Here is a 24036-nt window from a genome sequence, read left to right as displayed (position 1 = left end):
GCAGGGGGAACATTGAGGGTGGGCGACTCCACAGGGTGTGACGTGATACCGTACGTACACGCTCCGGAGGTGGGACCGTGAGCTACACCCGGGGGACGTTCGCGGCGTTCGTCGACAGCGTCGTCCCCGAGACGCCGGGGATGGCCGACCGCGGCGAGGAACACGTCCCCGGCGGCCTCGCGGCGGACCTCGACGAACTGCTCGTCGAGGAGGTGAACGACCTCCAGCCCGCGAGCGGCCCGCTGGCGGCGCTCGGCTACGACACGACGCCGCTTGCGCCGGTTGTCGCCCTCCTGCTCGACGTGGCGGCGCTGGAACTCGTCGTCAGGCGGCGCGCCGAGGAGGGGTTCGGCTCGCCCGACGACGCGTACGCCGGCGGCCCGTTCTCGCGGCTGTCGGCGCGCGACCGCCTGCGGGCGGTCCGGATGCTCGAATCCGAGGGGGTGTTCCCGGCGCTGGCCGACCGGCTGGACGCGCCCGGCCTCGGCACCATCCAGTACCTCGCGGGCGCGCTCGTCGCGCTGACCGAGTCGCTGTACTACGGTGAACTGACGGGCGACGGCGAGGGGTCACAGGGCTGGACGCAGGCCGACTATCCCGGGCCGGCGGACGGCTACGCCGTGATGCTCGGCTACGAACTCGACGAGTTCGAGGAGGACGACTACTGATGCGCTCGCAAACGCGGGACGTGGTGGTCGTGGGTGCGGGCGGCGACGGCCCCGCGCTGGCGTGGCGGCTCGGGCAACTGGGCATCGACGTGCTCGTCCTCGAGGCGGGGCCGTTCTACGGCAACGAGAACTGGGAGGCGCCGCGCGAGGCGCCCGGCGGCGAGTCCTCGGCGGACCCGTCGGACCTCTCGGGCGAGCTGTACGACGAGCAGTTCACCGCGAAAGAGGGCGAGATGAACGACCCCGTCCGGGGGAAACTCCGGTGGGGGCCAGCCGACGCGGACGCGCCGCCGTGGGAGCGGACCGTGCCGGGCCACGCGCTCATCTCCCAGCTCGCGGGCGTCGGCGGCACCACCCAGCACTACTACGCCAACCACCCGCGGGCGTTCGTCACCAGCGTCGAGGACCAGCCCCACTGGCCCATCGACTACGCCGAGTTGGTCCCGTACTACCAGCTCCTGGAGGAGACCCACCCCGTCGAACCGGCCCCGACGACGCCGAAGGCCGAACTGTTCTTCGAGGGCGCACGCCGCGACGGCTACTCGCTGACCGAGGGGTACAACGTCACCGAGGAGGGGTACCGGCCGTTCCCGAACGCCATCCCCCAGCCGGACGAGCGGCTGACGCGGGACGGCGAGTACGACGGCGACTACCGCTACCCGGACGTGGAGGGCGACACGATGGCGGCCCACGAACATCAGGGCGGGCCCCAGCCGCGTGACGCCCCCTTCGAGGAGCGGGCGCGCCGCTCCTCGAACGTCTCGCTCGTGCCGCGGGCGATGGAGACGGGCAACGTCGAGATACGGCCGAACGCGTTCGTCTCGGAGGTGCTGACCGAGGGCGGCCCCGGCTCCGTGGAGGCGACGGGCGTCGAGTTCCGCGACACCTGGGCCGGCACCACCGAGCGAGTCGACGCCGACGCCGTCGTGCTCGCCGCCGGCTGTATCGAGACGCCCCGCCTGTGGCTCAACTCCGGACTCCCGGACAACGGCTGGGTCGGGAAGGGGCTCACCACCCACTGGTTCGACTTCGTCGCCGGCACCTTCGACCCCGACACCCTCGAGGACGTCATCGGCCAGCGCGCGGTCGAACCCCATCAGGGACAGGCCGCCGGCTCGCGGCTCGACGTGCCCGACGTGGGCGGCATCGCGGTCAACACCTTCGCGCCCGGCATCACCGCGCTGTCGATGTACGGCTCCAGTCAGGGGGGCTGGTGGTTCGAGCGCGACACCGCGGGCGAACCGTGGGACACCGAGGGTCGGCTGGCGGGCCGCGAACTGAAGGAGCGGATGGCCGACTACCGGCGGACGCTCACGCTCATCTGTCACACCGACGACCGTCCACGGAAGAAAAACGGCGTCTCGCTGGACCCTTCGACGGCGGACGAACACGGGCAGGTGCCCCTCGTCGAGTGGGAGCCCCACCCCGACGACGACGAGCGCCGGGACGAACTCGCGCGCCGCGCGGCACGTCTGCTCGATGAGGCCGGTGCCGAACACATCCATCGGACGGACGCCGCGCCCATCCTGTTGCACATGCAGTCGTCGATGGCGATGGGGAAGGTCGTCGACGAGGGCTGTGAGGCGTACGACGTGGGACGGCTGTTCGTCGCGGACCACTCGGCGCTGGCCAACGGCGTCGGCGGCGCGAACCCGACCCACACGGGGCAGGCGCTCGCGCTGCGGACGGCCGAACGCGTCGCCGAGCGCTACTTCGACGGCGTCGACGACCCCATCGCCTGAGTCGCCGTCCGGCGCACCTCGACGGCGACCTCGTTCGTCCGCAGGAACGGCGGCGTCCACGGCGGGTCGTACTGCATGCAGAACGGCTCGCCAGCGACGGCCACGTCGGCCGAGTCGAGCGCGGCAAGCAGGTCGCGCTGTTTGCGTGCCACCCGACCGTCGGTCGCCCACCACGAGAACGACAGGACGGCGAGCGTCCGGGCCGGCCGCTCCACGAGCGCCACCCGGTCGTCGGTCGGGCGGGGTGCGGTCTCGTACTCGTAGTCGGCCGGGAGGTAGAACGCCATCCGCACGCCCTCCTCGGCGTCGTCGGTCTCGACGGGCGCGGTCATCGCTATCTCCGCGCCGGTGGCGACGGGCGCAGTCATCGCTATCTCCGCGCCGCCGTCGTTGCCCCCGTCGATGTAGCGGAACAGGCGACCGAACGCCTCGCCCGTCGAAGGCGCGACCGTCTCGACGGTCAGCGTGGTGGGGTAGCGGCGGAGTTCGACGCCGTCGACCCGGTCGAGCGTCTCGTAGGGGACGCGCTCGGTCTCGCGGCCGGCGCGGCGACTCCGGGCGGCGACCGCGCCCAGCACCAGCAGGGCAACGCCGCCGAGCAGGAGCGTCGAGTTGCGAACCATGGCCCCGATACGCGCTCCGGGGACAGAACCCTTGCCGTCGAAATCGCGCGGTAACGCGGGCTTACCCGGACCGTGGACACGCTAGCCACGACATTACAATCCCGGCCAGCGGGCAACCGCTCGCCGATGCGCAACACCACCCCGGTGCTACTCGTGGCGTTGCTGGTCGTCGGCGCGCTGGCAGTCGTCGCGCTGGTGGCAGGCGCGCCGCTCACCGCCGAGCAGACCGAGCAGGTCGACAACGCGACGACCACGCCGACCGCCACCGTCTCCGCGTCCGGGACCGGCGAGGTGACCGCCGACCCCGACGAGGTGGTCGTCTCCGTGGCGTCGACGGCCACCGGCCCAACGCCGTCGGCGGCCACCGACCGGCTGGCGCGCAACACCAGCCGACTGCGGGCGGCACTGGTGAACGCGACGAGCGAGGACGCCGTCCGGACGACCGACTTCGCGCTGTTCGAGCGCCGGGACGACAACCGCACCACGTACGTCGCCCGCCAGTCGTTCGCGGTGACGCTGTCGAACACCAGCGCCGCCGGACGCGTCGTCGACGTCGCCGTCGAGAGCGGCGCGACGGAGGTGCTCGGCGTCCGCTTTACCCTCTCCGAGAACCGCCAGCGTCAGCTCCGCCAGCGCGCCATCCAGCGGGCCGTCGCGGACGCCCGCGGGCAGGCCGACGCCGCCGCGGCGAGCGCGGATCTCTCGATAACGGGCGTCCGCTCCGTCGACGTGGGGGACGGCGGCGCGACGCCGTTCGTCGAACGGACGGCCGACGCCACCCGCATCGACCCGGAGCCGGTGACCGTCTCGGCGCGCGTCTCGGTCACGTACAACGCGACCGCACGCTAGAGAACGACCGCGAGCGAGAGCACGACCAGCGGGACGTGGAACACTCCGTGGGCGACCATCGCGGCCTCGAGGCTCCGGCGCCAGTAGAGCCAGCCGAACGCGACGCCCGCAACGGCGTTGAGCAGGACGGTCCGGACGACGAGCAGGGGTGTCAGTTCCCCGAACGCCGCCAGCGCCGCGGGGAGGTGGCCGACGCCGAACAGTAGCGCCGAAACGAGGACTGCGGCCCACATCACGCCCGCGCCGGGGGCCTCCCGGCCGAGTGCCCGGCCACCGAGATACGCGAGGCCGGTCATGAGTCCGAACCGGAGGAGGAGTTCTTCGGTGATGCCGCCGTAGAGGAACCGGACGGGGGCGAACGCCAGCACCGACGCGACCGTTGCGGACTCGGACGGCAGGCGGGCCAGGTCTGCGGCGAGAAGCGGCGCGAACGCCGCGTCGAGCGCGAGCACCGCGGCGACGGCCCCGAGGCCGACGCCGGCCGCCAGCGGGAGGTCCGCCCGGAGCGACGACGCCGGCGCGGGGTCACCCGCGGTCCGCGCGAGCAGATGCGAGCGGAGCCCGACCCGGGGCGCGGCGAACGCCCCGGCGAGCACCGCCACGAGGACGAGCAAGCCGTTGTTCACCACCGTCGCCGTGAACGCCAGGAGCGGCGAGAGACCGCCCGGCGGGTCCGCAGCAGTGTACGCGCCCAGCGCCAGCAGACCCGGGAGCGCAAGCAGGGCCGCGACGCCGACGCGGCGTGGATAGCCGTCGGCCGACTCCGGTGTGGTCATCGTCTCGGTGTCGGTCGCCATACGCTTCAATCGGACGGGTGACACGATACCCGTTACCCGACGGGTGGTGACACGATACCCGTTACCCGACGGGTGGTGACACGATACCCGTTACCCGACGGGTGGTGACACGGTACACGACGGCCAGCAGGCCTATCCGACGGCGACCCGTCCCACGGGTCGATGTTCGGGCCACAGGAGCAGGTGACCGTACGGGAGTTGATGACCGAGAACCCGGAGACGGTGCCGGCGGGCGCCACCGTCGCGGACGTCCACGAGTGGCTCGACGACCGGGGGTACACCGCCGCGCCCGTCGAGCGCGAGGAGCCGCCGTACATGTTCGTCGACCGGGAGACGCTGGCCGACGCGCTTCCCGACGCGGGCGACGAGGCCGTCTACAAACACGCCGAGCGCATCAACCTCGGCCACCTGCTGTCGCCGGACCTCGGCTTCGAGGGACTGCTCGAGGAACTGGAGGCACGCCCGTTCTACTTCGTCGGCTGGCACGGCGAGGTGGCGGGCATCATCACCCGCTCGGATTTGAACCGGCCGGCGGCCCACGCCTTCCTCTACACCCGCGTCGGGGAACTGGAGATGCGTCTGCGAGACCTGCTTGCTGCCGAATCGAGCTGGGAGGGGACGCTGTCGACGCTCCCCGTCGACGGCGGGCCGGAGACGGAGTACGACGCCGTCGTCGAGGAGTACGAGGCGCACGCCGACGCCGACCTCCAGTTGCGCGAAATCGACTACACGACGTTCTGGCACCTCCAGAAAGCCGTCGAGGCGGACCCGGAAGCGCTGGAGCGCCTGCCGTTCGACGACGGCGAGGCGGCGTTCGAGGCGCTCGACGCCGTCCGCGAACTCCGAAACCACGTCGCCCACTACGGCAACGTCGTCCACAACATGGACGCCGAGTACCTCTCCAGCGGGCGCACCATCCACGACCTCCACGAGGTGTACGGCGACGTAATCGCGACCCTCGACGCCCTGCAGGCGTGGGGCGAGGGGGAGCGGGCCGCCGACTGACCGAGACGACAACGCCTGTAACCCCCCCGTCCCAACCGGCGGCCATGCCCCACGAGGACCACGACCCGGACGCCGAGCAGTTACGGCCGATGCGGAACACCCACTCGGACCGCCGCCGGCGCACCGTCCGTCAGATGCTGTTCGTCATCGCGGGCGCCCACACCGGGGGGTTCCTCGGGTCGGCCATCCCGTCGTTCGGCCTCCCGGGCGACGTGGTCTCGCTGCTGCTCATCGTCCTGCTGTTCTCGCTCCCGTTCCTGGTCGACGGCAACTGGGAGCGCATCGAGGCCACGTACGAGCGGCTCGGCGGCGACCTACAGTAGCGGTTCGACGGCCGCCATCGTCGCCTGCTTGTCCTCGTCGCTCATCCCGCCGACGAACCCCACGCGGACGGCGTCGACGCCGTCGACCGCGTGGTGGCGTTCGAGGCGCTCGCGCACCTCCTCGGGCGTGCCCGCCGCCGCGAGTTCGTCGAGCACCGCGTCCGGGAGCGCCTCGGCCATCGCCGCGGTGTCGCGGTCCGCCCACGCGGACCGGATCTCGTCGACGACGTCCTCGTACCCCTGTTCGGCGACCGACTGGCCGTAGAACGGGCCGTATGCGCCGACGAGAAACGCGACCGTCGAGCGGGCGGCCTCGCGGGCACGCTCGCGGTCCTCGCTGGCGAACGTTCGCACGATGGGTGCGACCCGCAGGTCGTCGACCGACCGGCCGCCGAGGTCGGCACCCCGCTCCAGGTCCGCCATCCGGTCGGCCAGCCCGTCGGGGGTGAACAGCTGTGGTACCCACCCGTCCGCGAACCGGCCGACGAGTTCCGTCGCCTTCGGCCCGAGCGCCGCCACGTCGATGCCCGGCGGGTCGTCGGGGACGGACTTCTCGTAGGAGAGCCCCCCGACCTCGAATATCTCCCCGTCGTAGGAGACCTCGCCGCCCGCGTACACCTCCCGGACGATGTCGATGGTCTCGCGCAGTCGGCGCAGGGGGCGGTCGAAGTCGGCGCCGTGCCACCCCTCCGCGATAGCCGGCGAAGAGGTGCCGAGGCCGAGACGGAAGCGGCCGTCGGTGGCGTCGTGCATCGTGAGCGCGGTCTGTCCGAGGACGGTGGGCGCGCGGCCGAACGGCGAGAGCACGTCGTTCGAGACGCCTATCGAGTCGGTGCGCTCGCCGACGACGGTGAACGTCGTCACCATGTCCCAGCCGGTGGTCTCGCCCGCGGAGACGCGAGCGAAACCGTGCTCCTCGGCGCGTTGCGCCACGTCGACCAGCGAATCGAGCGAGTCGTGGGCGTCGGTCTGTAACACCAGGTCGTACGTCATACCGGTCTCTCGGCAACCGGGGGCTTGAAAGTTAGCGCCCCCGGAAGACGGGGCGAGCCGTCTCAGCCGAGAACGCCCGCGGACCTCGCGGCCGCACGAGCACGCACCGAGGAGTAGCTACCGCCAGACGACGACGCCGTCGGGGCGATAGCGCCCCTCGCTCGCCGCGCCGCAGGTGTCGCAGTCGAGCGTGAACGCGTTCGACTCGCCCAGTTCGACGGCCGCTCTGTCCCCGCAGGCGCGACAGCTGACCTCGGCCAGTTCCTGGCTCATACGCTCTGTACGCCGCGATTCGCACTTAGTTCTTGTTCAAAAAGAGACAGTTCCCCAGGGGACCGCTCGGGAGGCGTCCGGAGGCCGATAGACGGCTACTCGTTCTGCGCGTCGACCACCGCCACGCCCGCGAGGTTCACGATGTCTTTCACCTCGTCGCCGCGCTGGAGCACGTGGACGGGTTCGTCCATGCCGACCAGCATCGGGCCGATGGCCTCGGCACCGCCGAGCCGCTGGAGGAGTTTGTACGCGATGTTCCCCGCCTCCAGATTCGGGAACACGAGCACGTTCGCCGGCCGGTCGAGCTCCGAAAACGAGTAGTCGCCGGTGAGCATCTCCTCGACGACGGCCGTGTCGGCCTGCATCTCCCCGTCGACGGGGAACTCGACCGTCGGGTCCGCCCGGAGCATCTCCGCGGCCCGTCGCGGCTTGCGGGTGCCTTCGTTGTCGACGGTGCCGAAATCGGAGTACGACAGCAGGGCGACCCGCGGGTCGACGTTGAACCGGCGGGCGAGTTCGGCGGTGTGGCGCGCCACCTCCGCGAGCACCTCCTCGTCGGGGTCCTGATTGACCGTGGCGTCCGCGACGAACAGGACGCGGTTCTTGAACGTCAGCATGTAGACCCCCGCGGCGTAGTCGGCGTTCGGCGCGGTGCCGACCACCTGCAACGGGGGCCGGAGGGCCGTCGGGTAGTGGTGGGTCAGGCCGGTGAGGAGGGCGTCGGCGTCGCCCATCTCGACCATCACGCTCCCGAGCCAGTCGCCGTCCCGGAGCATCTCCTCGGCCTCGCGGCGAGTGACCCCTTTGCGCTGGCGGAGTTCGTACAGCCGGTCGGCGTACGGGTCCAGCGCGTCGGCGTCCGGGTCGACGATTTCCGGGTCGAAGTCGAGTCCGAGGTCGGAGGCTGTCTTCCAGATGCGCCGCTTGTTCCCGACGAGGACGGGGTCGGCGATGCCCTCGTCCGCGAGCTGGTAGGCCGCGCGGACGATTTTCTCGTCGTCGCCCTCCGCGAACACGACCCGCTTCGGCTCGTTCTTCGCCTTGTTGAGGACGACGCGCATCATCTCGCGGCTCTTGCCGAGCCGCGCCTCGAGTTCGTCGCGGTAGCTGTCGAGGTCGCGCTCCCGTCGGGCGACGCCCGACGCCATCGCGGCCTCGGCGACGGCCGCCGACACTTCGAACAGCACGCGGGTGTCCAGCGGCTTCGGGATGATGTACTCGGGGCCGTACTGGAGCGGTTCGTCGCCGTACGCCTTCACGACGGCGTCGGGCACGTCCTCGCGGGCCAACTCCGCCAGCGCCTCCGCCGCCGCGACCTTCATCGCCTCGTTGATGTCCGTGGCTCGCACGTCCAGTGCGCCCCGGAAGATGAACGGGAACCCGAGGACGTTGTTGACCTGATTCGGGTAGTCCGAGCGGCCCGTCGCCATGATGACCGTGTCGTCTCGGGCCTGTTTCGCCTCCTCGTAGCCGATTTCGGGGTCCGGGTTCGCCATGGCGAAGATGACGGGGTCGTCGGCCATCGACCGGACCATCTCCTGGCTGACGATACCACCGACGGAGAGCCCGACGAACACGTCAGCCCCCGCCATCGCGTCCGCGAGGGTGCCGCCCGTCTCGTTGGCGAACGGTTCGAGATACCCCGATAGCTCGCCGGCCGCGACCCGCTCGGCCGTGACGACGCCGTCGACGTCGCACATCGTGATGTTGTCGGCGTCGACGCCCAGCGACCGGTAGAACCGGGCCGTCGCCGTCGCCGCGGCGCCCGCGCCCGCGAACGTCACCTCGACATCCGAGAGGTCACGCCCCGTGAGGTCACAGGCGTTGACCAGCGCCGCACCCGAGATGATGGCCGTCCCGTGCTGGTCGTCGTGGAAGACGGGGATATCCATCGCCTCGCGCAGGCGCTCCTCGATTTCGAAGCAGGCGGGCGCCGCGATGTCCTCCAGGTTGATGCCGCCGAACGTCGGTTCGGTCTTCGCGACGGCGTTCACGAACTCGTCGGCGTCCTCGGCGTCGTCGAGTTCGACGTCGAACACGTCGATGTCGGCGAACCGCTTGAACAGCACGCCCTTCCCCTCCATGACGGGTTTGGAGGCCTGCGCGCCGATGTCGCCCAACCCGAGGACGGCAGTGCCGTTCGAGACGACGCCGACGAGGTTCCCTTTCGTGGTGTAGGTGTACGCGTCCGTCTCGTCGGCGGCGATGGCCTCACAGGGCGCGGCGACCCCCGGCGAGTACGCCAGCGAAAGGTCGCGCTGGGTGTTCGTCGGCTTCGTCGTCGATATCTCCACTTTCCCGGGTGGGTCCGCGCTGTGATACTCCAGTGCGTCCTCGTCGAGTCCCATACCGGCCCCATGGCCCGGAGGGTGAAAGCGGCACCTATGGGGCGAACGTCCGTGAGAGACCGGACTCAGAGGTCGGTCGCGTCGCTCGTCGCCTCGCCGGGGTTGGTGGAGGCGCCGACGACCGTGTTGGTGTCGGTGCCGCCCACCGGCGAACTCGACCCCTGCACGTCGGGCACGTCCGTCACGAGTTCGACGCTCCCGGCGCCGAACGTGTACCGGCCCGTCGACGCGGGTGCGTCGACGAAGTAGCTCTTCGTGACGCCGCCGTCACGGATGGCGCCGGCCGTCGTCGTCCCGAGGTGGACGGTGCCGTCGTCGGTGCGTTTCGTCGCGTCGCCGCCGTCGAACTCGTTGAGTTCCCACGGCGAGGTGTCGAACAGACGGACCGTCGCCCCGTCGGGCACCTCCTCGTTGATGCCGTCGACGGTGACGTCGACCTGGTTCGTCTGGCCGGCGGTGAACACCGAGCCGTCGTCGCTCCGGGAGCCCTCGACCGCGAACGACGGCTTCGGGAGCGCGCCCGCCGCTGTGAAGGAGACGTCGAGGTCGAACTGCGACTGGACGTCGTAGCCGTTGACGACGCCCGGCACGTTCACCAGTTTGGCGACGACGAACAGCGTCCGCGTCTCCGACTCGTCGGCGCCGGTCGTCGGGTCGTCGCGCTCGGCGCTCACGTCGACGCTCACCGACGCGGACCCCTGCTGGCCCTGCGCCGACGCGAGGGTGTTCGGCGTGCCGGCGCGGCCGGGGGTCTCGGCGTCGTAGACGAACAGGTCGAGCCACGGCACGTCCTTCGCCAGCCCCTTGTTGCCCCCCGAGTAGTGGCTGTGGTCGACGGACACCTCCAGCGTGCCCGCGGGCACCTCGACGTGGCCCGCGACCGCACGGGAGTCGTCGGGCACGTCCAGCCCCACCTCGCCCGAGACGGTGACCGAGGGGTCGTTCGCGGGGTCCGCACCCGCGAACAGGTCGCGCGTGAGCGCATCGACCGCGGCGTCGGGGTTGATTCGACCGTACCCCTCGTAGGTGTCGCGGCCGTCGTGCCGGTAGGTGACGGCGTGTTTGTGGTACGGCGCCGCGGTAAAGGCCGTCGAGGAGGCCGTCGCCAGCAGGGTCTGCTTCAAGCGGAGGACGTGCTCCAGCCGCTCGCTCGCTGTGTGGTTCGCGTGCAGGTTCGACGGCGAGGGGAGCCGGATGGAGTCGGGCGCCCCCTCCTCCATCGCCTGCGCGATGAGGCCGACCGCGCCCGTCGTGTACGGCGACGCCATCGAGGTGCCCGCCTTGTTCGTGTAGTCGCGGACGCCCTCGGTGCCGGCTGGGACGCCGTCCGACTCCGCACGCACCGCACGCGCACCGGTGACGAGCGTGCCGCCGGGCGCACAGACGTCGGGCTTGCCGTACGCGCCCTGCGAGTCCTCGTCCTGGGCCTGTGCGCCGCCGTCGGTGTAGCCGGTGATACCGTCGAGGTCGTCGACCGCCGCCACCGACACCGCCTCGTCGGCGATCGCGGGGGCGGTGTTGATGGTCCCGAAGTTGTTGCCCGCCGCCGCGACCAGCAACACGCCGCTCTCCGCGATGCGTTTGACGGCCGCTTCGAGGCTCGACCCGCCGACGGTGCCGCCGCCGGGCACCAGTCCGCCCCACGAGCTGTTCATCGCCCGGAGGTTGAACGTCGGGACGAGTTCGTCGCCGTACAGCGCCAGCGACGCGACCGGGCCCGACAGGCCCTGGATGCCCATCAGGCTCGCGTCGGGCGCTACCCCGGAGTGGAGCGACACCTCGCCGTCGGTCCGGTCGCCGGGTGCCGTCTCGGGGTCGGCGAACGCGCCGACGACCACCTCGTTCACACGGCCGGTCGAGGCGGCCTCGCCCTCCAGCGGCCGGACGATGACGGTGTACGTCTCCGTGCCGTCGTGTCGGTCGTCGACCGTCGGGTGGTCGACGCGGGCCTCCTCCAGCGGCGGGACGTTCCCCGAGACGCGGAGGGTCCGTCCGTCCGGTCCCTCGACGAGCACCTCGATACCCTCGCCGGTGGCGACGCCGAACACGCCGGTGCCGGCATCGGCTTCCACCTCGTAGGAGAGCACGTCACCGGCCGTGAGGACGGTCCGCGGTGACTCCTGCTGGAGCGTCTCGACGGTGCTGGCCCGGCCCGACCCGCCGGTGATGCCGGAGACGTGCGAGCCGTGGCTGTCGGGGTCCTCGGGTTCGAGATGGCTCCCGTACCGCGACCCGGAGTCGAACCAGCCGACCGTCTTCGGGGCCGGCCCGGAGCCGTCGCCGGTGAACTCGACGCTCCCGTCGAGCGTGTCGAGGTCGTCGTCGTACGTGTGGAACGAGTAGGTGACCTCCCCCTGTGCAACGACGTTGGCAAACTGGCCGGCGACGAACCGGTGTTCCTTCCCGGGGATGGCCGTGATGTTCGTCAGCGTCTCCGGGTTCGACCCGGTGTCGACGGTCTTGAGCGTGATCCACTGGCCGTCTATCTTCACCTCCGCGCGGAACGACTGGTCCTCGCCGGCCGACGAGAGCACCGGCGTCGCGCTCGGGAGCGGGACGTTCTGAGGCGTCCACGACAGCGTGGCGTCCATGTCGACGACGCCCTTCCCGTCGGGGAGCGGGTCGATGTCGTCCCGTTGCTGGAGCTGTTCGCGCGTCGGGACGGTGAACGCCGGGAACGGGGTGTCGCTCCCCTCGACGGTCGTTCCGGGCCCCAGGACCGCCGTCTGGCGCTTCTCGTCGCCGACCATCCGGCGGGAGTCACGCCACGTCGCCAGGTCGTCGGGGCTCGCGAGCTTCACCGTCGGCTTCCCGCCGTCGCCGCTCCCGATGGCCGTCACCCCGTTCCACGGGCCGAGGTCCGGGTGGTCGACGTCGATGCCGGAGTCGTTGATGGCGAGCGTCCGCTCCGGACTCCCCCGGAACCCCTCGCGCCACGGCTTCGACGCCCACACCTTCGCGGCCTCGCGGACCCGCGGGTTGGCGAACTCGGTGTGGAACGTGCCCTCGTGGGCGGCGCCGCTCCCGGTCGCGCTCGCGCCGAGCGCCGCGGCGCCGGCCGCGACCCCCACGCCCTTCATGAAACTGCGTCGAGAGACGTCGTCGTTCGTGTCGTCGGTCATGCTGGTGTGGCTGGACCGACTTCACGCCGTCTAAAGGCGATTCTGACAACACCGTCCAAAAGCCCCCGTCGCGAGCAGTCAGCGGGGCCGCTATCCGACCAGCGACCCGGAGGCCTCGGCCGACCCGCCGTCGGCGCCGGCCGAGACGTTCGCCGGCCCGGCGGCGACCGACACCGAGCCGTCGCCGGCCGTCACCGTGACGGGCGCGTCGACGCCGTCGTCGGTCCGCATCTCGTAGACGAGTCGCCGCTCGCTGGTCACCGTCTCGCCGGTCACGCGGCCGTCCGCGAGCGTCCGGTCGGTCACCGTCACGCCCCGAAGCGTGACGTTCCGCAGGGTGACGTTCCGCAGGGTGACACCGCGGAACGTGACGTTCTCGAGGGTCGCGTTGACCAGCCGGACGTTCCGGAGCGTGCTGTCGCGGACCCGGACGTTCGAGACGCGGTTGTCGCCGGGGGAGACGTCCGTGCGGGCCGCGTCGTAGCGCCCCTCGACCGTCTCGACGACCGACCGCGTCGAGAGCAGGTCACCGACCGCCACCGCCGGGTCGTCGCCGGCCCGTCGGGGCGCACGGTCGACGACGGCGACGCCGTCGAGCGTGCTGTCCGCGACCGCGAGCCCGTCGACGCGCGTGTCGACGACCGCGACGCCCGTCGCCTCGACCCCGCGGAGGTCGGCGTCGGTCACGTCGGCGCCGACGACCGCGGCGTCACGGAGCGTGCTCTCGGTGACGGTCGCGTCACACAGGCCGGCGCTCTCGAACGCGACCGACCGGTAGGTGGAGCGCCGGGAGGCCACGTCCGCGAGCGTGCTGTCCGCGACCGACACGTCCCGCCAGCGGTCGGCGGTCGTCGTCACGCCGTCGAGCCGCGTCGCCGTCATCGTCACCTCCCGGAGCGAACTCCGGGCGAGCCGCGTGTCGTGGAGCGTGCTCCCGCGGGCGACGACCCGCTCGACCGACGAGCGGGGCGCCGTCGCGTTGCGCACCGCCGAACCGGGCGCGGCGAACGGCGTCACGCGGTACTCCGTCGCGGCAGTGTGGGTGCCCGCCGTCGTTGCGACGGTGACCTCCGCGTCGTAGACGCCCGCCCGTTCGGGGTTGCTGATGCCACCGAGCACGAGGACGATTCGGTCACCGCTCGACAGCGTGACGTCCACCTCAGGAGCGACGTGGACCGTCCCCGAGCGGACGCCCACCGCGGCGGGGAACTGCCGGTCGACGAGGCCGTCGCCGTCGCGGTCGACGCCCAGCGAACGGACGGTCACGCCGTCCACGTCGCCGGCGCCGCCGTAGGCGACTCGCACCCGCGAGAGGTTGCCCGCGTACGGGCCGTCGGCCGTCACCGTGTGGGTCGAGGCCGCGTTCGCCGCTCGCGGTTCGGGCGACACCGTGGCCCCCGTTCGGTCTGCCGTCGCGTTCACGATGCCTGTGCCACCGACGAGCGCCGCGACCACGAGGACGAGCACCATCGCGGTGCGGCCGGATGCGAACTGTCTCATCGTCGTGTGCCAACGCTGGACACACTCCGTATAGGCTGTCGGGAGTGGGTCACGGTTGAAATCGACCGGTGAGTGGGTGGAAAAAGCTTAGTTGTCGGAATAAAAACCCGTAATTAGCCGGCGCGTCGCCCGCCGCTCGACACGGCGCGTCAGTCCCGTCGGTACTCCTTCTCGAAGCCGCGGAACTCGGTGTGGTGGGCTTCCTCGTCGCCGAGCAGTTCGACGGCGAGGTCCTCGGTGAGCGGGTCGTCCGCCTCCTCGGCGGCGTCGATGAGTTCCCGGTACGTCTCGATAGCGTCCTTCTCCGCGTCGAGCACGCCCCGAATGACCGAGAGTACGTCCGTCGAGTCCTCGGGCGGCTGGAGCGAGTCCTGCCGGGCCGTGAACTCCGAGGATGCGGGCGGCCGAGCGTCGAGTTGCTTGAGCCGCTGGCCGATGCGCTCGGCGTGGCCGAGTTCCTCCTGGATGTCCTGCTGGAGGCTCTCCTTTATCTCTTCGGCGCGGACGCCGTCGAGCACGATGGCGTTCGTCTGGTAGTTCATCACCGTCTCCATCTCGTCGCCGTACGCCTTGCGTAGCAGTTCGATGACGCGGTCGGAGGTCATTGCACCTCCCAGTTCGTGCTCGACGGGCAAAATAGGAGGTGGCGCCGACCCGCGGCCGTCGCGTGAGCGGGCCGGGCGACCCCTAGAAATAATAAACTGGTTGCCAAGTCCTCGGTGTGAGGAACGTACTACGGGCCATCGCGGTGGCCGCAGGGGTGGTGTTCCTGCTCGGGGGCGTCGTCTTCGCGGGCCTGCCGATACAGAACGAACTCCAGCGCAACCAGGTCGTCGCCAGCGCCGAACCGGTCGACGCGACGGTGCTGTCGACGAACGTGACACACAGAGTCGGCGGCGGGATAGACCGCAACGACGAGGCCGACCCGTACTACTCGGTCACCGTCCGGTACCGGTACACGGTCGACGGAACGACGTACGACGGGAGCAACGTCACGCCACCGGGCGCGACGGACAGCGGGACGGACCTGCGGAAGCCCACCCGGTCGGCCGCGGAGTCGTTCGTCGACGACTACGAGGTGAACTCGACGGTGACGGCGTACCACCTCCCGGACGACCCCTCGACGTCGTTCTTGGTGAAGCGGACGACGCCGATGGTTCAGCTAGCAATTCCGGCCGCATTCGGGCTGTTCTTCGGAGTTCCCGGTGCCGTCCTGCTCGGCCTCGGCCTCGGCGTCCTCGACCTCGGGTTCCTGCGTAGGTGACGCCACCCGGCACGGCCACGCGGTGGCACGACCCCCGGACCGGTATCACTCCTCGACCGCGTCGTCGAACCCCCACTCCTCGGCGCGGCGCTCGGCCTCCTCGCGGGCCTCCTCGCGGATAGCCTCGATGCGCTCGGTGTCCGCGAGGAACGCCTCGACGGGGTCGTCGGCCGCATCGCGGTCACCCGCCCCGTCGCGGTCGGCCGGGGCCGCCCGCCGGGTGCGCTCCGCGAGGGCCGGCGCGCCGGCCACCTGCTCGGCGGGGGCACCGGGCGCGACCCGGAGTTCCTCGACGTCGTGAACGGCGTCGAGGTCGCCCGGCGACGACTCGTACAGTTCGACGCGATACGGGCCGGGTTCGGCCAGCGCGCCCAGCGCGGCGGAGCCACCCCGGTCGCTCTCGACGTGGTAGGCGACGACGGGAACGCCGGCCTCGAAGGTGAGCACGGCCCCCTCTCGGCGGGGGTCGAGGACGGCCGTCGGCGCGAGCACGGCGTAGCCCGTGAGTCGGCGGTCCAGCGCCGCCTCCAGCGCCGCGCGGGCGTCGGGCACGACCCGCGAGCGCACCAGTTCGCCGTCGGGGACGTTCATGGCGGGTCGGGGATGACGGCCGACCGGAACCGGTCCGCGACGGCCCCCTCGTCGCCGGGGCGCACGTCGAGCACGGCGGCCGCCTCGCGGTAGGCGGCGGCGGCCCGCGAGTCGGGTGCGTGGGCAAGCAGGGGTTCGCCCGCGCTCCGCGCCCGGCGGACGGCGTCGCTGTCGGGCACCTGCGCCAGCGTCGGCCCCTCGAAGTAGCGGTCGGCCTTCTCGACGGTCCCGTCGGCGTCCTCGCGCACCTTGTTGAACAGCACGCCGGCCACGCCCGTCCCGTAGGAGAGCGCGTACTCCTGCACTTTGAGGCCGTCCGACAGCGCCGGCACCGTCGGTTCGAGCACGACGACGGTGCGGTCGGCCAGCACGACCGGCAGGACGGCTGATTTCGAGGCGAGCGTCGCCGGCGAGTCCAGCAGGAGGACGTCGGCGTCCGCGGCGAGGTCGGCCACGACGTCCCGGAGTCGTTCGGGGTCGGCGGCCTCGAACGCCGCAAGCGACGTGCCACAGGGGACGACCCGCATCCCGAACCGCTCGTAGGTCGCCGCCTCCACGTCGGCACCGCCCGTGACGAGCACGTCGTGGAGCGTCGGGTCCGCATCCGACAGGCCCGCGTGAAACAGCAGGTTCGCCATCCCGGTGTCGGCGTCGACGACGGTGACGTCGTGCTCGTCGGACAGCGCCATCCCGAGCGCCAGCGTCGTCGTGGTCTTGCCGGTGCCGCCCTTCCCCGACGCCACCGCGAACGCCTCGACCATACTCTCGGGTGGTCGACCGCTGAAACAAAAACGTTCGGTCGTCGTGATGGACCGCCCGGCGGGCCGCCCCGGCAAGAGTTGCGGCAACTATGATGATAGAACATGAAGGTTTATGGTGGTCGCGTTCATCGGGGTAGATACACGATGACACCCACCGACGAGATCGAACCGATGGTCCCGGAACTGCCGCGACAGCCGATGACCGACGGCGGCCGCCCGCGCCGCCGCGTGCGGACCAAGACGTTCGACGACCCGGAGGACGGCGCGCCGCTCGTCCCCGACCTCTCCTGAGTTTCCGTCCCGCACTCCGCGCCACCGACCCGTCGATTTTAGTGTCGGCGCCGTCACGGCCCGCGCATGGTCCCCCGCTCCGCCGCCAGCGTCGCGCTCGCCGCGTTGCTGGTTCTGGCCGGCTGTAACGCCCTGCCCGCTGACCCGACTGCCGAGCCGTCGGCGTCGCCGACGGTGCCCGAAACGCCCGCGGGGACGCCGACACCGACGGCAACCGCCACGCAGACACCCGAACCGACCGCCACGCCGGCGCCCGCCGTCCGCGTGCGCGACGGGTCGCTGGCGTTCGACCCGAACCGGACGTTCGGGCGCGTCGAGCAACTGCTCGGACGGACGGCGACGCCGCCGACCGTCACCGTCCTCCGGCCCACGGGCGGGAGCGGGGAAGTCGGCCTGCTCGGCCCGCTCTCGAACCGTCTCGGCCTCGGCGCGCGGGTGCCGAACTGGAGCGACGCCCGCGCCGGCGGCTACATCCGCGAGGGCGACGTGAACCTCGTCCGGCCGGCGTCGGCCCCGCCCGCCGTGGTCGAGGCGGTGCTCGCCCACGAGTTCGTTCACATTCTCCAGGCCCAGACGCCCGCCTACGAGGCCATCGACGACCGGACGGCGCTGAACGCCGGACTGGAGACCGACCGACGGCTGGCCGCCCGCGCTGTGAAGGAAGGCGTCGCCACCCACGTCGCGTCGGTGTACGCACGCCGGCATCTCGACACCCCGACCGAGTACGAGAACGTCGCCGGCAAGTACCGGACGACGACGCCGGGCGGTCGCGCGTTCCTCTCGGCGTACTACCACGGGACGCGGTACGTCCGCGCCCACCTCGACGACCCGGCCGACGCCGAACGGCTGTACCGCCGGCCGCCCGCGACGACCGAGCAGATGCTCCATCCGTCGGTCGAGGAGTCGCCGCGCCCGCTGTCGGTGAACGCCTCCGTCCCCGGGTGGGAGCGGGTGCGCACCGATACGAAGGGCGAACTGGTCGTCCGCCTCACGCTCCAGACGGAACTCGACCGGAACGCCTCGGTGCGTGCGGCCGCAGGCTGGGGCAACGACACGGCGCTCCGCTACGAGCGCGGCGACCGGACGGCGTTCGTCTGGCTGTTGCGGTGGGACTCGGCCGCCGACGCCGACGAGTTCGCGGCCGCCGCCGAGCGGTTCGGGAACCGCGAGGAGGGCGTCGCCGTCCGCCGCGTCTCGAACGCGACGGTCGGCCTCGTCGTCGGTCCCGACTCGTTCCGCGAGGCGACGACGCTCGCGGGCGAGAAAGGCGACGTGCGCGTCCGGCTGAACGCGACCGCTCGGTCGTAGCGCGACCGCTCAGTCGTAGGTGGGGAGCCGCGCCGAGGTGTCGCTCCCCTCGACGAACGGGAGCGCGCGGCGGGTGGCTTCGCGCTCCTCGCCGTCGACCCTGACGGTCGCGCTTTCGATATCAGCGCCGTAGTCGACCAGCGCGAGCGCCAGCGGCTCCTCAAGCGTCGGCGAGTCGACGGCGCGGGTCACCTCGCCGGCGTGGTCGTCGCCCGCAAACACCGCCGCGCCGGCGTCGGGAACCGCGTCCACCGCGAGGCCCACGAGCCGACGGGAGGGCCGCCCCCGGTTTTCGATTTTGGAGACCACTTCCTGCCCGACGTAACAGCCCTTCTCGAAGTCCAGCGCGTTCCGCAGGCCGAGCACGTTCGGCACCTGCCCCTCCAACTCCGTGGCGAACAGCGGCGTCCCGGCTTCGAGCGTGAGCGTGTTCCAGGTCCGGTGGCCGAACGGGACGGCGTTCATCCCCCGCGTGAGCAGGGTGTCGAACACCTCCTCGGCGGCGTCGGCCGCACACACCACCTCGTACCCCTCCTCGCCGGTGGGGGCGTCGCTGGCGACGACGGTGACGCCGGCGTCGCCCATCGACCCGCGGACGAAGGTCAGGTGGCCGTCGGGCGAGGCGGCGCCGTTGAGCACGCTGGCGACCTTCTCGGTCGAGGTGGGGCCGTGGACGCCGAACACCCCGAAGTCGGTCGAGGCCTCGCGTATCTCGACGTCCTGGATGAACGTGTTCTCGCGCCACTCCTCGGCCAGCGGCCCCGCCTGCGCGGGCGGCGTGAAACACAGCAGGCGCTCGCCGGCGTTGTACACGTACAGGTCCGTCCGGACGGCGCCCTGCGGGTCCAGAAGCAGGGCGTAGACGCCGCGGCCGTCCTCGCTCGGGACGCGGTTGGAGACGGCGTTGTCGACGAACTCGACGCGGTCCTCGCCCGTGAGTTCGAGGACGCCGTACCCCATCTCGATGACGCCGACGCCGTTACGGACCGCACGGTGGGTCCGCTCGGGCCGGCCGTACTCCTCGACGACGCGGCGGCCGTCGTGCTCGGCGAACGTCGCGCCGTGTCGCTCGTGGGTGTCGGGGACGACGGTCATTACCGGGGGAGAGGCGCGCCCCGGTGAAAAGTGGCTCGCGACGGGCGGACGCTACCGACGGTACAGCGGCCACTGGACGCCGAGGTTCGCCCACCGGAGTTCCAGCGCGACCCAGGTGGCGGCCGTCGCCAGCCCCACCCCGAGCGGGAGGACGTGGACGGCGTCGAACCACGAGGGAATCACGAACAGCAGGCCGTGACGCAGTTTCGCCGGAATCAGCGACAGCAGGACGCCGACGGGACTGCCGCCACCGCTGCCGTCGCCCCCGCCCGGTTCGCGCGACTGGAGGTTCGCCGCCGTCGCGGCCGGGCCGTCCTCGGACTCGTCGGGCGAGGAGAGCCGTTCGGCCTCGTAGGGGTTCGTCACGTCGACGCTCCAGGTGACGCTCCCGTTGGGCGCCACCACCGCGATGCGGTCGCCGTGGGTGTCCGTGACCAGCGTGTCGCCGTCGGGCAGGCGGTCGGCGTCGCGGGGCCACGAGAGGCGCGCGTCGGCCCACACCCACGACTGCTCCCACCGGCCGTCGACGCGCTGGAACTCGACGAGGCGGTCGTTCTCGGAGTCCGCGACGACGACGGCGGGGCCGCCCTCGCCCGCGGGGATGTAGTCGGGGTTGTGCTGTTCGTACAGCACCGAGTGGTCGCCGTCCTCGCCGAGCGTCCACGCCTCCTGGACGCCCGACTCGTTGATGAAGATGACCTCGTCCATGTTGCGCGGACTCGCCATGTAGCGGCCGTCCGGCAAGCGCTCCACGTCGTTGAGGTGGGTCCAGTCGGAGGGGTAGCCGCCGCCGGCCTCCAGCGGGTAGTGGCTCTGGGCGTTCCAGCGCCACTCGACGACGTCGGTGGTCGTGTTCAGGACGAACACGCCGTTGCCGCCGATGTCGGCGACGAGCAGGCGCTGGTCGTCGATACGGTCGACGTCGTGCCACTCGTGGCCGTGGTAGTCCTCGACCACGGTGGCGTGGAGTCGCTCGACGTCGCCGGTGGTGAGGTTCACCCGCTCGATGACGTTTCGGGCGCATGGGGGCTGGTCGCAGACTCCCGAACGCTCGGTTATCTCGGAGACGGCGACGTACTCGACCGTGGCGGCGGTACCGGACACGGGGTCGACGTCGAAGTACGCGTCGTAGGTGTCGTTGGTGTAGAGCCGGGAGCCGTCGGGCGCGTAGGCGACGATGTGGCCGATGGGGTCGAACGCGTGGACCGTGACGACGGTGATGCCGTCGGTGGGCGGCGCCTGCCGGTCGGCGACGGCGCCGCTGTCGGCGGTGGCGTACGCGAACCCCAGCGGGAGCGCCGACAGCACGACGAGGAGGGCGAAGGCCGCACGCAGTACGCGTCTGTCGGGGACCGGAACCCGGTCGGGAAGCTCCATCGTCAGTCGTCGGGGAGCCGGCGGGAATAAACCCCGGTGGTCCGGGCGGACGAGCCGCCGCGTCAGAACGGGAGCTTCTCCCGGAGCCGGTCGACGAACGAGGGGTCCGGCTCCTCGGTGCCCGAGGGGACGACCCGGTCGGCGGGGTAGATGCGGGTCCCGCCGTCGGCGTCCTCGACCGTGATGAGTCCGTCCGCCTTCAGTTCGGCCAGCGCCGTCTCGATGCGGTCGATGTCCACGTCGACCCGAGACCGTATCTCGAGGACAGTCATCCCTTCCTCCTGGCGGTCGACGAGCGCGTCCAGCACCGCGACCTCCGTCCGTTCGCGGTCGCGGTACTCCCGCTTTGCCTGCATACCTCCGGGTAGACGGCGGCCGGTCTTAACGGTTCGCGGGACGACCCCGTCCGTGCGGGACGGCAGGCCGGCTGTGCGCCGTCCGTCGGTAGCCTTAAGCGTTCCACGCCGGCAACCCCGGGTAATGGGACTCAAGTGTACGCTGCTCGGGCACTCGTTCGACGAGACGGACGTCGAACGCGAGCGCGAGGAGCGGGGGAGCGAGGTCGTGACCATCGTGCAGGAGGTCGAGCGGTGCAGTCGGTGCGGCGAGACCCGGGTCGTCTCCGAGAACAAGGAGGTGACGTCCATCGTTGAGCCCGACGACGTGGACGGGGCGACCGGCGAGGAGACCCGAGAGGACGCCGCGCTCGGCGAGGCGGCCACGGACGCCGAGACCGCAGGCGGCTACGAGAGCGGGAGCGACCTCGACGAGTACGAGCCGACCGCCGACCCCGAGGACGACGACGCCGAAATTCTCGAGGACAACCGGCCGGTGGACCGCCAGCCCGGCCAGTGGCCCGGCGACGACGACGAGTGGACGCCCGACGACCTGACCCGCGATGCCGCTGGAGCGGGCCAGTCCGAGCCGGAGGAGACCGACGCGTCGGAGGCGGCCGAGGCCGCCGACGAGCCCGACCGCGGCGACGGGGCGGAGGCGGCCGACCGCGACGACGGGCCGACGCTGGCGGCCGGCAACGACGCCGAGGGCACGTACGTCTGCCCGGGCTGTGGTTACGAGGTGGAGGCGGGCGACTCGCCGTTCCGGGCCGGCGACGCCTGTCCCGAGTGTCAGGCCGGCTATCTCGAACCGGCCGGCGAGTAGCCGACGAGCGAAATCGGTAAACCGGACCCTGCCGAAGCCACCCCCATGGAGGAGTACAAGATGCGGCGCGGCGAGTATCTCGAGGAGCGCGTCCCCGACCTGAAGGGGACCATCGAGGAGTACTTCGGTCCCATCACCAGCACACAGGAGTTCAAGGGGTCGGACCTGTACGTCGTAGGCGAGCCCGACAACCCCGTCTTCGAGAAGGTGGTCGCGGGCGCCGTCGCCTACTCGGGGAAGAAGGACAAACTCGCCGTCGAGTTCCACGAGCGCGAACTGGAGGACCTGATGGAGACGGGCGACGTCGACGCCGCCGGCGACGCCAACGACGCGAAGAACGACTTCCTGCTGGAGTGTACGGGACGGGACGCCAAATCGCGCCGCGAGTCGATGAAACGCGCCGTCGAGGACGACGCCGAGACGCCCGACGGCGTCGAGTGAGTCAGCCCTCGCGGTAGTCGAGCGTCAGCGACTCGCCGTACTGCCGGTTCGCCAGCGGCGACTTGCTGACCCGCCAGGTCACCGGTACCCGAACCAGCGTGTCGCCCCGCTCGGGCGACGACTCGACGGCGAACGTCGACCGGAAGGTGAGCGTCCGGGTGCTGTCCCGTGGCGGGGTGAACCGCACCGACCACGCCCGCGACGAGCGGCTCCGGTCGCCCGCGAGCGCGAACGCCGCCTCCGACCGGTCGACGGGGACCACGTCGGCGGCGTCGCCGTCGAGCCCCCCGAACGGGCGGGCGTCGAGCCGCCAGTCGTGGGTCACGTCGAACGCCGCGTTGCCCCACGCCGTCGTGCAGTTGTTGTGGCCGGTGATGAGGTCACACGCCGTCTCGACGGTTATCCGACCGGGCGTCTGGTAGGCGCGAGCGGTGAGACGACCCAGCCCGTGGGGACAGTCGTCGCCGAACTCGGTCTCGGTGCGGCCGACCGGCGTCGCCGCCTCGGGCCGGGGCGGGAGCGAGACGCTCGCGGCCGGGCTGTAGCGGTCGGGGCCGCCGACACAGCCGGCAAGCGACGCGCCGGCGGCACCCGCGGCGGCGAGAAGCGCGCGTCTGGAGGGCATCGACTCCGCTTCGGGGACCCGACTGATTGCGCTTTCGTTACATCACGCTCGGCTCGTCGCTGTCGTACGCCGCCTCGGTCAACAGCGCCTCCAGGTTGGCGTACGGTACGAACGCGAGCAGTTCGCCCGACTCGGTGTACAGTTCGACGCCCTTGCTCTCCTTCGCGTAGTCGGCACACTCGAGTTGGCCGTTCGGGAGTATCGCACGGTACATGCGCGGCGGTTGCACGTCCGAGGAAAAACAGGTTACCCCTCGAACGAGGGGTCGACTCGCCCGGTCACCCTACCCGAGGATGAGCCGGAGCACGCGGTTGTTCTTGACGAACTCGGTCTGTTCGAGGTAGGCGTCGACGCCGAGGATGCGGCCGGCGCCGACGGCGCCGAGGCCGAACAGCAGGGCGGCGTAGACCATGTGGTCGTCGACGACCCAGCCGTGGGCGAGGGGCAGGCCCTGCATCAGGCCGCCGGTGAGGCTCGCCGCCCAGAACATCATCATCATGACGGCGCCCCAGAACGCGTTCCAGCGCACCAAGGCACCGAGGATGAGCCCGAGGCCCGTCAGGGTCAGCCCCCACATGACGAGGATGTCGACCAGCGGGCTACCCGCCATGCCGGCGAAGGCGGCGGTGAACGGGTTGCCCTCGGGGATGGCGTTGGCGAGGTAGCCTGCGGCCGTCCAGTTGTCGCTGGGGTCGGCGTTCAGGTAGGTGATGAGCTTGGTGAGTCCGCCCTGCAGGAGGACCCAGCCCATCACCACGCGCATCGAGACCAGCGCGTAGCCGATCCAGTGCTCGGAGTACTCGAAATTCGTCTCACGGCCGAAGATTTCGGCGTCGATTCGTCGGGTTGTTTTGGTGGACATCGTCTTGTACCTCTACA

26 protein-coding genes are annotated in these 24036 nt (G+C 71.3%); 10 read left to right on the top strand and 16 right to left on the bottom strand.

What is annotated here, in order from left to right:
* Positions 1–77: 77 nt before the first annotated feature.
* Together NL112_RS07365 and NL112_RS07360 are read left to right on the top strand one after the other, a co-directional pair.
* A complete protein-coding gene (locus NL112_RS07365) occupies positions 78–668 on the top strand; it encodes a hypothetical protein (RefSeq protein ID WP_255151998.1) in 591 nt (196 codons plus the stop codon).
* Positions 668–2410, top strand: coding sequence for a GMC family oxidoreductase N-terminal domain-containing protein (locus NL112_RS07360; protein ID WP_255151997.1), 1743 nt, complete (start codon positions 668–670; stop codon positions 2408–2410). Before NL112_RS07365 ends, NL112_RS07360 begins: the two co-directional genes overlap by 1 nt.
* Here the strand turns inward: NL112_RS07360 and NL112_RS07355 are convergent.
* A complete protein-coding gene (locus tag NL112_RS07355) occupies positions 2377–3033 on the bottom strand; it encodes an SOUL family heme-binding protein (protein WP_255151996.1) in 657 nt (218 codons plus the stop codon). The genes NL112_RS07360 and NL112_RS07355 overlap by 34 nt on opposite strands.
* Positions 3034–3159: 126 nt before the next feature.
* On the opposite strand from NL112_RS07355, the gene NL112_RS07350 reads away from it, so the two are divergent.
* Positions 3160–3882: an SIMPL domain-containing protein gene (locus tag NL112_RS07350; protein WP_255151995.1), complete on the top strand. Its 723-nt coding sequence runs from the start codon at positions 3160–3162 to the stop codon at positions 3880–3882.
* Here the strand turns inward: NL112_RS07350 and NL112_RS07345 are convergent.
* On the bottom strand, positions 3879–4679 hold the full coding sequence (locus NL112_RS07345; RefSeq protein ID WP_255151994.1) for a CPBP family intramembrane glutamic endopeptidase: 801 nt from the start codon (positions 4677–4679) through the stop codon (positions 3879–3881). The two genes, NL112_RS07350 and NL112_RS07345, sit on opposite strands and share 4 nt — an antisense overlap.
* A gap of 162 nt (positions 4680–4841) precedes the next feature.
* Between NL112_RS07345 and NL112_RS07340 the strand changes: the two genes are divergently transcribed.
* Both NL112_RS07340 and NL112_RS07335 read left to right on the top strand, forming a co-directional pair.
* Entirely contained in the window at positions 4842–5684 is an 843-nt protein-coding gene (locus NL112_RS07340) for a CBS domain-containing protein (protein ID WP_255151993.1), read from the top strand.
* A 44-nt stretch (positions 5685–5728) separates the two neighbouring features.
* The gene (locus tag NL112_RS07335; protein WP_255151991.1) at positions 5729–6007 is read left to right on the top strand and encodes a hypothetical protein; all 279 of its coding nucleotides are present in this window, start codon (positions 5729–5731) and stop codon (positions 6005–6007) included.
* Here the strand turns inward: NL112_RS07335 and NL112_RS07330 are convergent.
* The 6 genes from NL112_RS07330 to NL112_RS07305 all read right to left on the bottom strand — a co-directional run bounded on the left by NL112_RS07330 (position 5999) and on the right by NL112_RS07305 (position 14848).
* Entirely contained in the window at positions 5999–7000 is a 1002-nt protein-coding gene (locus NL112_RS07330) for a TIGR04024 family LLM class F420-dependent oxidoreductase (protein ID WP_255151990.1), read from the bottom strand. The genes NL112_RS07335 and NL112_RS07330 overlap by 9 nt on opposite strands.
* Before the next feature lie 117 nt (positions 7001–7117).
* Entirely contained in the window at positions 7118–7273 is a 156-nt protein-coding gene (locus NL112_RS07325; protein WP_255151989.1) for a hypothetical protein, read from the bottom strand.
* 95 nt (positions 7274–7368) lie between these two features.
* Positions 7369–9621: an NADP-dependent malic enzyme gene (locus NL112_RS07320; RefSeq protein WP_255151987.1), complete on the bottom strand. Its 2253-nt coding sequence runs from the start codon at positions 9619–9621 to the stop codon at positions 7369–7371.
* A 65-nt stretch (positions 9622–9686) separates the two neighbouring features.
* Positions 9687–12743, bottom strand: coding sequence for a S8 family serine peptidase (locus NL112_RS07315; RefSeq protein ID WP_255151986.1), 3057 nt, complete (start codon positions 12741–12743; stop codon positions 9687–9689).
* A 90-nt stretch (positions 12744–12833) separates the two neighbouring features.
* Positions 12834–14243 (bottom strand): pentapeptide repeat-containing protein, encoded by a 1410-nt coding sequence (locus NL112_RS07310; protein WP_255151985.1) that lies wholly within the window; start codon positions 14241–14243, stop codon positions 12834–12836.
* Between the two features lie 149 nt (positions 14244–14392).
* Complete coding sequence (locus tag NL112_RS07305; protein WP_255151984.1) at positions 14393–14848, bottom strand: ferritin-like domain-containing protein; 456 nt, start codon at positions 14846–14848, stop codon at positions 14393–14395.
* 116 nt (positions 14849–14964) lie between these two features.
* On the opposite strand from NL112_RS07305, the gene NL112_RS07300 reads away from it, so the two are divergent.
* On the top strand, positions 14965–15507 hold the full coding sequence (locus tag NL112_RS07300) for a DUF3592 domain-containing protein (protein WP_255151983.1): 543 nt from the start codon (positions 14965–14967) through the stop codon (positions 15505–15507).
* Positions 15508–15552: 45 nt separating this feature from the next.
* On the opposite strand, the gene NL112_RS07295 is transcribed toward NL112_RS07300, so the two are convergent.
* The gene (locus tag NL112_RS07295; protein WP_255151981.1) at positions 15553–16098 is read right to left on the bottom strand and encodes a DUF8054 family protein; all 546 of its coding nucleotides are present in this window, start codon (positions 16096–16098) and stop codon (positions 15553–15555) included.
* On the bottom strand, positions 16095–16859 hold the full coding sequence (locus NL112_RS07290) for a nucleotide-binding protein (protein ID WP_255151980.1): 765 nt from the start codon (positions 16857–16859) through the stop codon (positions 16095–16097). The genes NL112_RS07295 and NL112_RS07290 overlap by 4 nt, the downstream gene beginning before the upstream one ends.
* A gap of 144 nt (positions 16860–17003) precedes the next feature.
* Here NL112_RS07290 and NL112_RS07285 point away from each other — a divergent pair, with 144 nt between their 5' ends.
* Together NL112_RS07285 and NL112_RS07280 are read left to right on the top strand one after the other, a co-directional pair.
* On the top strand, positions 17004–17150 hold the full coding sequence (locus NL112_RS07285; RefSeq protein ID WP_255151979.1) for a hypothetical protein: 147 nt from the start codon (positions 17004–17006) through the stop codon (positions 17148–17150).
* A 66-nt stretch (positions 17151–17216) separates the two neighbouring features.
* Complete coding sequence (locus NL112_RS07280) at positions 17217–18458, top strand: hypothetical protein (RefSeq protein WP_255151978.1); 1242 nt, start codon at positions 17217–17219, stop codon at positions 18456–18458.
* Positions 18459–18467: 9 nt separating this feature from the next.
* Here NL112_RS07280 and ygfZ read toward each other — a convergent pair whose 3' ends face one another.
* The 3 genes from ygfZ to NL112_RS07265 form a co-directional block, all read right to left on the bottom strand.
* A complete protein-coding gene (gene ygfZ / locus NL112_RS07275) occupies positions 18468–19553 on the bottom strand; it encodes a CAF17-like 4Fe-4S cluster assembly/insertion protein YgfZ (protein WP_255151977.1) in 1086 nt (361 codons plus the stop codon).
* Between the two features lie 51 nt (positions 19554–19604).
* Positions 19605–20930: an arylsulfotransferase family protein gene (locus NL112_RS07270; protein ID WP_255151976.1), complete on the bottom strand. Its 1326-nt coding sequence runs from the start codon at positions 20928–20930 to the stop codon at positions 19605–19607.
* A gap of 62 nt (positions 20931–20992) precedes the next feature.
* A complete protein-coding gene (locus tag NL112_RS07265) occupies positions 20993–21286 on the bottom strand; it encodes a DUF6432 family protein (protein WP_255151975.1) in 294 nt (97 codons plus the stop codon).
* Between the two features lie 124 nt (positions 21287–21410).
* On the opposite strand from NL112_RS07265, the gene NL112_RS07260 reads away from it, so the two are divergent.
* Entirely contained in the window at positions 21411–22091 is a 681-nt protein-coding gene (locus NL112_RS07260; protein ID WP_255151974.1) for a DUF7093 family protein, read from the top strand.
* 45 nt (positions 22092–22136) lie between these two features.
* Complete coding sequence (locus NL112_RS07255) at positions 22137–22532, top strand: DUF5611 family protein (protein ID WP_255151973.1); 396 nt, start codon at positions 22137–22139, stop codon at positions 22530–22532.
* A 1-nt stretch (position 22533) separates the two neighbouring features.
* Here the strand turns inward: NL112_RS07255 and NL112_RS07250 are convergent, their stop codons facing one another.
* The 3 genes from NL112_RS07250 to NL112_RS07240 all read right to left on the bottom strand — a co-directional run bounded on the left by NL112_RS07250 (position 22534) and on the right by NL112_RS07240 (position 24019).
* A complete protein-coding gene (locus NL112_RS07250) occupies positions 22534–23157 on the bottom strand; it encodes a hypothetical protein (protein WP_255151972.1) in 624 nt (207 codons plus the stop codon).
* A 37-nt stretch (positions 23158–23194) separates the two neighbouring features.
* Positions 23195–23371 (bottom strand): hypothetical protein, encoded by a 177-nt coding sequence (locus NL112_RS07245; protein WP_255151971.1) that lies wholly within the window; start codon positions 23369–23371, stop codon positions 23195–23197.
* Positions 23372–23440: 69 nt separating this feature from the next.
* Positions 23441–24019 carry a DoxX family membrane protein gene (locus tag NL112_RS07240; RefSeq protein WP_255151969.1) on the bottom strand — a complete coding sequence of 193 codons (579 nt, stop codon included), beginning with the start codon at positions 24017–24019 and terminating at the stop codon, positions 23441–23443.
* Positions 24020–24036: the final 17 nt, after the last annotated feature.

Source organism: Halorarius halobius, from assembly GCF_024298865.1.
Classification (GTDB): domain Archaea; phylum Halobacteriota; class Halobacteria; order Halobacteriales; family Haloarculaceae; genus Halorarius; species Halorarius halobius.
The sequence above is the reverse complement of the archived record's forward strand: the minus strand, read 5'-3'. Positions and strand labels throughout refer to the sequence as shown.

Coding starts and splice junctions, on each gene's coding strand:
- NL112_RS07330 (WP_255151990.1), bottom strand. CDS start 7,000: ATGACGTACGACCTGGTGTTACAGACCGACGCCCACGACTCGCTCGAT.
- NL112_RS07355 (WP_255151996.1), bottom strand. CDS start 3,033: ATGGTTCGCAACTCGACGCTCCTGCTCGGCGGCGTTGCCCTGCTGGTG.
- NL112_RS07260 (WP_255151974.1), top strand. CDS start 21,411: ATGGGACTCAAGTGTACGCTGCTCGGGCACTCGTTCGACGAGACGGAC.
- NL112_RS07350 (WP_255151995.1), top strand. CDS start 3,160: ATGCGCAACACCACCCCGGTGCTACTCGTGGCGTTGCTGGTCGTCGGC.
- NL112_RS07255 (WP_255151973.1), top strand. CDS start 22,137: ATGGAGGAGTACAAGATGCGGCGCGGCGAGTATCTCGAGGAGCGCGTC.
- NL112_RS07340 (WP_255151993.1), top strand. CDS start 4,842: ATGTTCGGGCCACAGGAGCAGGTGACCGTACGGGAGTTGATGACCGAG.
- NL112_RS07320 (WP_255151987.1), bottom strand. CDS start 9,621: ATGGGACTCGACGAGGACGCACTGGAGTATCACAGCGCGGACCCACCC.
- ygfZ (WP_255151977.1), bottom strand. CDS start 19,553: ATGACCGTCGTCCCCGACACCCACGAGCGACACGGCGCGACGTTCGCC.
- NL112_RS07240 (WP_255151969.1), bottom strand. CDS start 24,019: ATGTCCACCAAAACAACCCGACGAATCGACGCCGAAATCTTCGGCCGT.
- NL112_RS07285 (WP_255151979.1), top strand. CDS start 17,004: ATGACACCCACCGACGAGATCGAACCGATGGTCCCGGAACTGCCGCGA.
- NL112_RS07245 (WP_255151971.1), bottom strand. CDS start 23,371: ATGTACCGTGCGATACTCCCGAACGGCCAACTCGAGTGTGCCGACTAC.
- NL112_RS07250 (WP_255151972.1), bottom strand. CDS start 23,157: ATGCCCTCCAGACGCGCGCTTCTCGCCGCCGCGGGTGCCGCCGGCGCG.
- NL112_RS07345 (WP_255151994.1), bottom strand. CDS start 4,679: ATGGCGACCGACACCGAGACGATGACCACACCGGAGTCGGCCGACGGC.
- NL112_RS07360 (WP_255151997.1), top strand. CDS start 668: ATGCGCTCGCAAACGCGGGACGTGGTGGTCGTGGGTGCGGGCGGCGAC.
- NL112_RS07325 (WP_255151989.1), bottom strand. CDS start 7,273: ATGAGCCAGGAACTGGCCGAGGTCAGCTGTCGCGCCTGCGGGGACAGA.
- NL112_RS07280 (WP_255151978.1), top strand. CDS start 17,217: ATGGTCCCCCGCTCCGCCGCCAGCGTCGCGCTCGCCGCGTTGCTGGTT.
- NL112_RS07290 (WP_255151980.1), bottom strand. CDS start 16,859: ATGGTCGAGGCGTTCGCGGTGGCGTCGGGGAAGGGCGGCACCGGCAAG.
- NL112_RS07295 (WP_255151981.1), bottom strand. CDS start 16,098: ATGAACGTCCCCGACGGCGAACTGGTGCGCTCGCGGGTCGTGCCCGAC.
- NL112_RS07335 (WP_255151991.1), top strand. CDS start 5,729: ATGCCCCACGAGGACCACGACCCGGACGCCGAGCAGTTACGGCCGATG.
- NL112_RS07270 (WP_255151976.1), bottom strand. CDS start 20,930: ATGGAGCTTCCCGACCGGGTTCCGGTCCCCGACAGACGCGTACTGCGT.
- NL112_RS07265 (WP_255151975.1), bottom strand. CDS start 21,286: ATGCAGGCAAAGCGGGAGTACCGCGACCGCGAACGGACGGAGGTCGCG.
- NL112_RS07310 (WP_255151985.1), bottom strand. CDS start 14,243: ATGAGACAGTTCGCATCCGGCCGCACCGCGATGGTGCTCGTCCTCGTG.
- NL112_RS07315 (WP_255151986.1), bottom strand. CDS start 12,743: ATGACCGACGACACGAACGACGACGTCTCTCGACGCAGTTTCATGAAG.
- NL112_RS07305 (WP_255151984.1), bottom strand. CDS start 14,848: ATGACCTCCGACCGCGTCATCGAACTGCTACGCAAGGCGTACGGCGAC.